This is a genomic window from Mycoplasma feriruminatoris (genome assembly GCF_000327395.2).
GTDB classification, from domain to species: domain Bacteria; phylum Bacillota_I; class Bacilli_A; order Mycoplasmatales; family Mycoplasmataceae; genus Mycoplasma; species Mycoplasma feriruminatoris.
Genome location: NZ_CP091032.1, coordinates 901,867 through 912,956, shown reverse-complemented (window position 1 = coordinate 912,956; position 11,090 = coordinate 901,867). Strand labels below are relative to the sequence as shown.

Sequence of the window (11,090 nt, the reverse complement as noted above, 5' to 3'; positions counted from 1 at the left end):
AACATGGAAAATTTAAATCGTAAAAAAGCAATAAAAATTGAATTAGCTAACCCTGATACAATTCGATCATGATCACATGGAGAAGTTTTAAAACCAGAAACTATTAACTATAAAACATTAAAAGCTGAAAAAGATGGGCTATTTGATGAAAGAATTTTTGGTCCTACTAAAAACTATGAATGTGTTTGTGGAAGATATAAAAAAGCAAACCCTATGAATAAAGGAAAGGTTTGTGAAAAATGTGGTGTTGAATTAACTGAATCAATTGTTCGTAGAGAAAGAATGGGACATATTGAATTAGAAGAACCAGTTACTCACATTTGAATGCTTAAAGTTGCTCCTTATAGAATTGCTGCAATTTTAGATTTAAAAGCAAAAGAATTAGAAGAAGTAGTTTACTTTGTTTCTCATATTGTTTTAGAACAAGGAAATCAAAAACATTTTGTTGAAAAAGAAGTTCTAGATTTAGGTTCATCAAGAATTACTAAAACTAGAGAAAAACTACAACTAACAATTTTAGATGTTATTGATCAAATTAATGATCCAAATCATAGAGATACTAAAAAAGCTAATAGATTATTAGAAGAATTAAAAAACACTGCTATTCCATTTTCAATTGATGAAGCAACTAGTTTAATTAGTAAATATACTAATGCTAAATTTGGAATTGGAGCTAGAGCTGTTGAATATTTATTAGAAAAAGTAGATCTTAAAAAAGAAATTGAAGCTATTAAAGTTCAACTTGAAAATTCTAAAAAAACCCCAAATGAAAGAACTAAATTATTAAAACGTTTAGAAACTTTTGATGCTTTAAAACGTTCTAATCAACGTCCTGAATGAATGGTTATGAGAGTAATTCCAGTTATTCCACCAGACATTCGTCCTATTATTCAATTAGATGGTGGACGTTTTACTACTTCTGAAATTAATGATTTATATAGAAGAATTATTATCAGAAATGAAAGATTAAAAAAAGTTAAAGAAATGGGTGCACCATCAATTATTGTAAATAACGAAAAACGTATGTTACAAGAAGCTGTTGATGCTTTATTTGATAATGAAAGAAAACCAAAACCAGTTCAAGGAAAAAATAAACGTCCATTAAAATCATTAACTAGTGTTTTAAAAGGAAAACAAGGTAGATTTAGACAAAACTTATTAGGAAAACGTGTTGATTATTCAGCAAGATCAGTTATTGCAATTGGACCTGATCTAAAAATGTATCAAGCAGGTTTACCAAGAGAAATGGCTATTACTTTATTTAAACCTTTTGTAATTCAATGACTTCAAGATCATGAGTATGCAGAAAATGTAAAAATTGCAGAAAAAATGTTATTACAAAACGATCCAAAAGTTTGAGAAGCTTTAGAACAAGTTATTAAAGACAGACCAGTGTTATTAAACCGTGCTCCTACTTTACACCGTTTAGGAATTCAAGCTTTTGAACCTAAATTAGTTAAAGGAAAAGCTATTCGTTTACACCCATTAGTTACAACTGCATTTAATGCCGATTTTGATGGGGATCAAATGGCTGTTCACGTTCCTATTACAAAAGAAGCTGTTGCTGAATCTAGAGCTTTAATGTTAGGATCAAGTGCAATTTTAGGACCAAAAGATGGAAAAGCAATTGTTACTCCCGGTCAAGATATCATTTTAGGAAACTACTATTTAACAACTGAAGAAAAAGATGCTAAAGGTCAAGGAATGATTTTTTCAAGTTTAGATGAAGCATTTATGGCTTATAACAATAACCAAGTTCATTTAAACTCATTAATCGGAATTGCTTTATCAGCTTTACCAGAACAAAAATTTAGTAATAAAAATCAAAGATTAAATTCTTATTTATTAACAACTGTTGGAAAATTATATTTCAACCAAATTTTTGATGATAATTTCCCATGAATTAACTCAAATAATATTTGAAATGCAAAAGAAGCAGTTAAAGAATTTATTTATGATTTTTCACAAGATATAAATACTGTAATTAGTAATGTTCAAGTTCAACAACCAATTAAGAAAAAAGAATTATCTCTAATTATTGAAAGATATTTTGAATCACATGGTGCTAGAAAAACTGCTGAAATGCTAGATAAAATGAAAGATTTAGGATTTAGTTTTTCAACAAAATCAGGAACTACAATTTCAGCTGGAGATGTTGTTGCGTTTACTCATAAATATGATGAATTTAAACAAGCAGATCAAAAAGTTGAACAAATTACTGATTTTTACAATATGGGTATGTTAACTTCTAGTGAAAAGAAACGTAGAATTATTGAAGTTTGATCTGATGTAAAAGATAAAATTCAAAATGAATTAGCTACAGTTTTACGTAAAGATGTTAAAAACCCTATCTTTGTAATGGTTGATTCTGGAGCTCGTGGTAATGTTTCAAACTTTACTCAATTAGTTGGTATGCGTGGATTGATGAACGATACTAAAGGTGATATTAAAGAAATTCCTATTAAATCATCATTCCGTGAAGGACTAACAGTTTCTGAATACTTTGTTTCAACTCACGGTGCTAGAAAAGGTATGGCAGATATTGCCTTAAAAACTGCAGATTCAGGATATCTAACTAGAAGATTAGTTGACGTTTCTCAAGAAATTGTTGTTGTTAATGAAGATTGTGAACCAACTAAAGGATTTGAAGTATCAGCAATTATTGATACAAAACACGATAATGTTATTGTTCCATTAAAAGATAGATTAGTTGGAAGATATACATTTGAAGACATTTATGATGATAATAAAAACTTAATTGTTACAGCTAATACATTAATTGATAAAAATATTGCTGAAAAAATTATTATGGCAGGAATTAGTTCAGTAATTATTAGATCAGTATTAACTTGTGATAATAAACGTGGTGTTTGTCAAAAATGTTATGGATTAAACTTAGCTACAGCATCAGTTGTTAATATTGGTGAACCAGTTGGAGTAATTGCTGCTCAATCAATTGGAGAACCTGGTACTCAATTAACAATGCGTAACTTCCATACTGGGGGAGTTGCTGGTAATGTTGATATTACTCAAGGTCTACCTCGTATTAAAGAATTACTAGACGTTACAACTCCAAAAGGAGCAGTTGCTATAATTTCTGAAGTTAATGGTGTAGTTAGTGAAATTGAAGATTATAATGGTGTTTTTGTAATTAATATTGTTACTGAAAATGAAGAAGTTAAAAAATACAAAACTGAATTTAACTCAGTATTACGTGTTGAAGAAGGTTCAAGTGTTGTTGCTGGTCAAAAATTAACTGAAGGAGCTATTGATTTACATCAATTATTAGAATTTGGTGGAATTCAAGATGTTCAAAACTACATTTTAAAAGAAGTACAAAAAGTTTATAGACTACAAGGTATTGAAATCTCAGATAAATATATTGAAATCATCATTAAACAAATGTTAAATAAAGTAAAAATTACTGATAGTGGTGATTCTGATTTATTACCTGGAGAAATTATTACTATTCAAAACTATAAAGAAGTTGTTCAAGATTGTATTGTTAAATCAATAAGACCACCATTATCAAAAGCACAAATCTTTGGTATTAAAAAAGCACCTTTAGAATCTGGTTCTTGATTATCTTCAGCTTCATTCCAAGATACTGCTAGAGTATTAACTAGAGCAATTATTAAAGGAAAAGAAGATAAACTTGAAGGATTAAAAGAAAATATTATGTTAGGTAACTTAATTCCAGCTGGTACTGGTTTAACTGGAACAAAAGAAGTTGAAGAACTAGCTGAAACTTATCATAATAATGAATATTAATCGATTAAAATCTCATTTTAAATGAGATTTTTTTTATTATAAAAATAAGTATAATTAAATAAAAAATATTAGTTATGAAAAAATCTTTAAATTTAATTTTATTAACTAGTTTAGTTACTAGTTCATCTTTATTAGTTATTAGTTGTAATAATAATTATCCTAATTCTTATAAAATTCCAACAATTCCTAATTCAAATCAAAAACCAAATAATGACAAATCAGATCAAGACAAAAAACCTAATCACTTTATAGATAATAATAATCATAATAATCAAAATGATCAACCAAACAATGATATTGAACCTAAACCAAATGACATTCCAAGTAATAGATCTAAGTTAGTTTATGATTCAAACAAGATCTATGATATAGATAAAAACCCTGAGTATTTTACAGATGCTCATTTATTTGATTCTGATTTTTTATTAAAAAATTCAGCTTATACAATTAGTAGATCTACAAATAAGTTTTTTACAGGATCACATAATATGAATGTGTTTTTAAAAACTGGATATTATAATAACCCAGTTGATTTTAGAAATGGTTATGATCAAAATACTGATAATGAGTTTTGAAAACATTCAAAAAATATTGGTTGATATGGTGATTTAGGAAAAACTGATGAAGAAAAAGTAGCTTTTTATAATGATCAACTTTCAGTTGATGGAATGGTAAAACAAGCTTATCTAAATAAGTTTGAACAAAAAGAAATTGATTCTAGTAAAACATTAAATTTTGATTTTAATAATTTTATTTTAAAAAATCCTTTTGGTTATTTACCTTCAAATTTAAGTCAGTTATTTTATTATATGGATTTTGATTCAATTTCTAGGTTATATAAAATTAAAAGTGTTAAAGACATTAAAGCTAATTTTGATGATGAAAAAGGTGAATTTGAAATATTAATTACAGATAAAAATAATCAAAAATATTATCAAAAAATAAATCAAACTAATACTAGTTCATTAAAGAAAAACTTAGATTTTTATCAATATATTCATGATAGAAGTTTTAGTTTATTAGTTGGTGTTAATAGATGATGAGAAGATCCTTTTGATCTTAGATCAGGCAAAATGATTCAAGATTTTAAAGGCGGAACTATGTGAGTATTAGATCGAGTTGTTAATAAAGAACTTGAAGATAAAGGGTATTGAGAATTATTATTAGCAACAAATATTCACGTTTTTAGTCTTGCAGAAACTTTTGATAAATCTATATATTTTTCTAAAAATAGCACTAATGCAAAAGCTAGCAAATGAAAAGCAGGTTTTTATGATTTTCAAAATCAATGAAATTCTAAAAAAGCTGAATTTATGACAACAAGGTTAAACCAAGATAAATTAACTTCAAATAATGTAACCGAAATTTCAGGATTTCAACCAACTTTTAAAGCTGAAGAACAATACTTACAAGCTGCTTATTACACACCGCGTTATAATGTTTCTGGATTTAAAACAGAAACACCACATGCTGGTCAAGTTTATATTGAGAATTTTGATGAATCAACTAGATTTGGTTCAACTAAAAATGGTGGAGCAGATTTTGTAATTTTAAGATTAAAAATAGATAAAAACAAATTAAAAAATATTCTACCTGAATTAGACAAAGTTATTGGAACAGATAAAGAAAGAGATTGACACATTGGTTTAGGTAAAAATGAATTATTTACACCATTAAAAACTCAATTTTATGCAGGTTATCCATTTTTAAAAAGATATGCTGATTATAATGGGACTTATCAGCCACTTTATGAGTTTAAAGGTAATAAATCAATTGGTGGAATTATTAGTACTCAAAATAGATATGTTAAAGAAGGTAATTTTCAAAGTTTATGAACTAAATATAATGAAAATGAAAATAAAGATTGAAATTCACATCATAAAAACTGAGAAAAATATACCCAACCTTTTATAAAAGATCAACACGGAATGATAAAAACTGTTCTAACTCAACACTCAAGTTTATTTACTAGAATAGAAAAAAATAAAGATCATAATGCTCTTGATGGTGGATCTTCTGGATCTATGGCAATTGATTCTTCATTTAATTTAATTGGTGTAAACTATTTATTAACTAAAGATGAAAAACATAATACATCTACAAATGCAATAAGCTTAATGCAAGGTCAAAGTACATATGAAAATGGTTTTAATGGTAATATCAGAACTGATTTTGTTAAAAAACTAAAAAAAGATAATTTAATTACAGTTAAGTTAAATCCTAAAAATAAAAATAGCTAGAAAATATTTTATAATCCAGCTATACCTGTATCTAAAACATAAACATTAAAATAACCTAATTTGTGTAAATATCTAGCAGTTAATCCTGATCTATTTCCGTGATTACATACAAAAATTAATTTAACATCTAAATTAGGTCATCTCTTTTTAACATCTTCTAAAACTTCTGGATAAGATATGTTTAAACTTGGTAAAAATTTTTCAAAATTTTCATATTCATACTTATCTCTAACATCAATTACTTGTCAACCTTTATCTAATAATTCAAAAAATTTTTCATTAGATATTTCTATAGAATTTTTCATTAAGCTCACCTAATAATATTTTACTTGCTAAAAATTATTAAAAATATTATTGTAAAATATTTTAAAAGAGAGGTTAGTATGTCAAATCGAATTTATATAGGAAATGATCATAGTGCAGTTGAAATGAAACAAGCAATTGTTAATCATTTAAAAGAAAAAAACTATGAAGTTATTGATCTTGGAAATAATGATGGAAAATCATGTAATTATGCAAAAATTGGTCAAGTTGTTGCTGAACATGTTGTAAATGATCCAAATAGTAGAGGTATTGTAATTTGTGGTACTGGTATTGGAATTAGTATTGCTGCAAATAAAGTTAAAACTGCAAGAGCTGCTTTAGTTTATGAAAAAGAAACAGCTGAACTAGCAAGAATTCATAATGATGCAAACATTTTAGCACTTGGAGCAAGAATTATTGCAATTGCTAAAGCTATTAATTTAGTTGACGTATTTTTAAACACACCATTTGAAGGTGGAAGACATATAGAAAGAGTTAATACTTTAAATGAATACAAAAATTAATCCATTAATAAAAGAATCACTACAAAAAGAACTACATAGACAACAATCTCATATTGAATTAATTGCTTCTGAAAATTATGTTTCTGAAGCTGTTTTAGAGTTGAACGGATCAGTTTTAACTAATAAATATGCTGAAGGATATCCTGGAAAAAGATATTATGGTGGATGTGAATTTATTGATGAAATTGAAAGTTTAGGAATCAAAACAGCAAAAGAATTATTTAATGCTGAACATGCAAACATCCAACCTCATTCAGGAAGTCAAGCAAATGATGCAGCTTATAAAGCTTTATTAGAACCAAAAGATCGTGTTGTTGCTATGAGTTTAGATGCTGGTGGTCATTTAACACACGGATATCATATTAATTTTTCAGGAAATACATATGATTTTAGATTTTATGGAGTTAATAAAGATACTGAACAACTAGATTATAATGAAATTGAACAAATCGTTTTAGAACACAAACCTAAACTAATTGTTGCTGGTGCTAGTGCTTATTCTAGAATTATTGATTTTAAAAAATTTCGAGAAATTGCAGATAAAGTTGGAGCTTATTTAATGGTTGATATGGCTCATATTGCAGGACTAGTTGCTGCTGGAGTTCATCCAAATCCAATGGAATATGCTGATATTGTAACAACAACTACTCACAAAACTTTAAGAGGAGCACGTGGTGGATTAATTTTATGTAAACAAGAGTTTGCAAAAAAAGTTGATTCAGCAGTTTTTCCTGGTTCACAAGGTGGTCCTTTAGAAAATCTTATTGCTGGTAAAACTCAAGCTTTATTAGAAGCTTCAACTGAAGAATTTAAACAATATGCTAGACAAATTGTAAAAAATAGTAAAGCTTTAGCTAATGTTTTACAAGAAAATGGTTTAAGACTTGTAGCTGGTGGTAGTGATAATCATTTAATTAATGTTGATGTTAAATCTACTTTACAAATTACAGGTAAAAAAGCTGAAAAGATTTTAGAATCAATTGGAATTATTTGTAATAAAAATATGATCCCATTTGATACTGAAAAACCTTTTTATACTTCTGGAATTAGACTAGGTACTCCAGCAATGACTACTAGAGGATTTAAAGAAGAAGAATTTAAACAAGTTGGACTAATTATCGTTAGTGCTTTAAAAGATCAATCAGAAGAAAATCTAGAAAAACTTGCAAAACAAGTTGTAAGTTTATGTGAAAAATTCCCAATATATCAAAATATTAAATATTAAGGTTAAGTACTCTTTTGAGTACTTTTTTTAAAAAAAGTTTGCTATTTAAAATTATTTATTATAAAATAATTCGAACGCATGAAAAAGGAGAACATATTATGGCATTTACAGAAATTAAACACCCACTGATCATAGATAAGCTAACTAGAATGAGAAAAACAGAAACTTCTTCAAAAGATTTTAGAGAAAACTTAAACGAAATAGCTCAATTAATGGTTTATGAAATTTTTAGAGATTTAAAACTAGAACCAGTTGAAATTGAAACTCCAGTTTCAAAAACCACTGGATATAAAATTAATCAACCAGTAGTTTTAGTCCCAATTCTAAGAGCAGGAATTGGAATGTTAGATGGAATTCAAAAATTGATTCCAACAGCAAGAATTGCTCATATTGGATTATATAGAGATGAAGAAACATTAGAAACTCATCAATATTTTGCAAAAACTACTAAAGATATTGATAAAAGTTATGTAATAGTAGTTGATCCAATGTTAGCAACTGGTGGTAGTGCATGTAAGGCAATTGACATTGTTAAGCAATGAGGAGCTAAAGAAGTTAAGTTTGTTTGTTTAGTAGCTGTAGAACCTGGTATTAAAAGACTGCAAGAAAGACACCCAGATGTTGAAATCTATGCAGCATCAAAAGATGAAAGATTAAATGAAAAAGGTTATATTGTTCCAGGATTAGGAGATGCTGGAGATAGAATCTTTGGTACAAAATAATAATTATTTTAAAATGATACCTTAAGGTATCATTTTTTATTTACTCTAATTTATAGGTCTTAAAAAATAAATGTTTTTTTTAAAAAGAGAGTAGAATATATATAAGGAGTTGCATATTTCAAGAAAGGTTCATTTAAGATGTTAAAGCAAACTTTTTTAGATAAACAACTAAGAAAAGCTTTAATATTTAATACTATTTGATGGTTGGTAATTATTATAGTTTTTATAGTTTTATCAGCTATTAAAATAATAAATTGGATTAATTTAATAAGTATATTTGTAGCTTATTTTTGCTCGTATGTGGCAATATTTTTATTGTTTTTAACTAAGTTATTAATAATAAAATATCAAAATCCTTATTTATTGTATTTTATGTTCCTTTTAAGAATAGGTATATATGTTATTCCACTTTTTATTGCTTTATTAAGTAATGAAAATATTTTTAGTTATTTAGGTATTTTAATTGGTTATAGTTCAAATCTAGTAATACCATTTTTTATACATAAAAGACTAGAAAAGAAAGGAGGAACTTAATGAAACTAATAACTTTTTCATCAATAAAAGATAATTTATCAACTTGAAATAAGTTTAACGGTATTTTAATTACTATTTTATTAGTTGTAATTATCGTTTGTACGATTTCAATTATCTATAATAAAAAAGTTAAAAATTATAATATTGATGATAAAATGCCCGGTTTTTTAGTACTAGTTAATGTTTTTGTAGCTAGTGTTGAAAATATAGTAGTTTCAATATTAGGTAAAAAATACCGAAAACTCACACCTTATATAATGTATTTATTTGCATACATTTTCATAGGTTGTCTTCTTTCGATATTAGGACTTGAAGCACAAGGGACTTCTTTTACAGTTACTTTATCTATGGGAATGGTAACTTTTATTATGATTTATTATTTTGGTATTAAATACCAAAAACTGGCGTTTTTTAAAAAATATATCAACCCAGTTGAATTATTTACACAATTTACGCCACTAATTTCCATATCATTCCGTTTATTTGGTAATTTAATTGGTGGATCTATTATTTTAGGTTTATTATATGGTTTGTTAATTGGTTTTCAATTAAGTTGAGGAGTAAATAATATTCAAGTTGAAGGAGCAACTAGATGAGCTTCTTATGCAATTTGAAATCCTGAATTAGTAGAAAATGGATATTTAAAACAATATGAATACTGATGAGCAGGATTAAACTTATTTACAACACCAATTATGCCTTTTTTACATATGTATTTTGATTTATTTAGTGGTGTGATTCAATCAACAGTATTTGCAATGCTAACACTATCTTATTGATCAGCACAAATCGATGATAATGTAAAAAGACCTGATTTAATCGAACAAGTTAAAGAAGAAATAACTACAAAATATCAATAATAAAAATATTCTTTAAAGGAGGAATATAACATGTTACACACAGCATTTATGTCAAACATTTTAGCTAATTATCTAACAGCACTATCAATAATTTTACCTAACATTTTAGCAGTTGAAGGAAATATTAAATACATCGGAGCTGGACTAGCTTCTGTTGGAATTTTAGGAACTGGAGTTGGACAAGGTTTAATTGGACAAGGAGCTTGTTTAGCAATTGGTCGTAACCCTGAAATGGCACCAAAAGTTACTTCAACAATGATAGTTTCTGCAGGTATTTCTGAATCTGGAGCAATTTATTCACTAGTTATTGCTATTTTATTAATCTTTGTTGTTTAGATTTTGTTGTTAAGAAAGGATAATAAATTGTGTTATCTGTAGGTTTAAATATGGTGATTGGAGCAACCACTCAAGGTGTGCCAAAAATCATTGAATCACTTTTTCCTAATTTACCAAACTTTATAGCACACTTATTAGCAACAATTGTTTTGGTTATTGTTTTAACAAAATTAGTTTATAAACCATATAAACAAATGATTGATAAACAAAGACAAAAAATTACTGAAGTTTTAAGTGATGCTATTGAAAAGCAAACTCAAGCAAACATTAAAATAAAACAAGCAAACACTTTATTAGAAGAAGCTAAAACTGAATCAGTATCAATTATTAAAACAGCTAGAATTGATGCTGAATTACAAAAAAATAAAATTATTGATAATGCTAATTTACAAGCAAAAAACATTCAATCTTATGCTCAAAATTCTATTAAACAAGAAAAAATTAAAGCACAATTAGAAATTAAAAATACTATAGTTAATTTAGCAATTAATTCTGCTGAAAAAATTCTAAGTAAAGAAATTGATAAAGCAACTAACAAACAACTTGTTGAAGACTTTATTAAAGATTTAGAATAA

10 protein-coding genes are annotated in these 11,090 nt (G+C 26.7%); 9 read left to right on the top strand and 1 reads right to left on the bottom strand.

Annotation, left to right across the window (positions count from 1 at the left end):
- Window positions 1–3 precede the first annotated feature (3 nt).
- Both rpoC and D500_RS03880 read left to right on the top strand, forming a co-directional pair.
- A complete protein-coding gene (gene rpoC / locus D500_RS03885; protein WP_008363031.1) occupies window positions 4–3,771 on the top strand; it encodes a DNA-directed RNA polymerase subunit beta' in 3,768 nt (1,255 codons plus the stop codon).
- Between the two features lie 74 nt (window positions 3,772–3,845).
- Entirely contained in the window at window positions 3,846–6,011 is a 2,166-nt protein-coding gene (locus D500_RS03880) for an MAG2960 family serine endopeptidase lipoprotein (protein WP_008363033.1), read from the top strand.
- A gap of 8 nt (window positions 6,012–6,019) precedes the next feature.
- Here D500_RS03880 and D500_RS03875 read toward each other — a convergent pair whose 3' ends face one another.
- Complete coding sequence (locus D500_RS03875; RefSeq protein ID WP_008363034.1) at window positions 6,020–6,316, bottom strand: rhodanese-like domain-containing protein; 297 nt, start codon at window positions 6,314–6,316, stop codon at window positions 6,020–6,022.
- A 78-nt stretch (window positions 6,317–6,394) separates the two neighbouring features.
- Between D500_RS03875 and rpiB the strand changes: the two genes are divergently transcribed.
- The 7 genes from rpiB (at window position 6,395) to atpF (ending at window position 11,090) form a co-directional block, all read left to right on the top strand.
- Window positions 6,395–6,838 (top strand): ribose 5-phosphate isomerase B, encoded by a 444-nt coding sequence (gene rpiB, locus D500_RS03870; RefSeq protein ID WP_008363036.1) that lies wholly within the window; start codon window positions 6,395–6,397, stop codon window positions 6,836–6,838.
- A complete protein-coding gene (locus D500_RS03865; RefSeq protein WP_008363038.1) occupies window positions 6,822–8,063 on the top strand; it encodes a serine hydroxymethyltransferase in 1,242 nt (413 codons plus the stop codon). The genes rpiB and D500_RS03865 overlap by 17 nt, the downstream gene beginning before the upstream one ends.
- 98 nt (window positions 8,064–8,161) lie before the next feature.
- Window positions 8,162–8,785 carry a uracil phosphoribosyltransferase gene (upp, locus tag D500_RS03860; RefSeq protein ID WP_008363039.1) on the top strand — a complete coding sequence of 208 codons (624 nt, stop codon included), beginning with the start codon at window positions 8,162–8,164 and terminating at the stop codon, window positions 8,783–8,785.
- A 138-nt stretch (window positions 8,786–8,923) separates the two neighbouring features.
- Window positions 8,924–9,319 (top strand): MG406 family protein, encoded by a 396-nt coding sequence (locus D500_RS03855; RefSeq protein WP_008363042.1) that lies wholly within the window; start codon window positions 8,924–8,926, stop codon window positions 9,317–9,319.
- Window positions 9,319–10,179, top strand: coding sequence for a F0F1 ATP synthase subunit A (locus tag D500_RS03850; RefSeq protein WP_008363044.1), 861 nt, complete (start codon window positions 9,319–9,321; stop codon window positions 10,177–10,179). Before D500_RS03855 ends, D500_RS03850 begins: the two co-directional genes overlap by 1 nt.
- A 30-nt stretch (window positions 10,180–10,209) precedes the next feature.
- Window positions 10,210–10,515, top strand: a complete 306-nt coding sequence (atpE, locus tag D500_RS03845; protein WP_008363046.1) for an ATP synthase F0 subunit C — start codon at window positions 10,210–10,212, stop codon at window positions 10,513–10,515.
- 29 nt (window positions 10,516–10,544) lie between these two features.
- Window positions 10,545–11,090, top strand: coding sequence for a F0F1 ATP synthase subunit B (gene atpF, locus D500_RS03840; protein WP_008363048.1), 546 nt, complete (start codon window positions 10,545–10,547; stop codon window positions 11,088–11,090).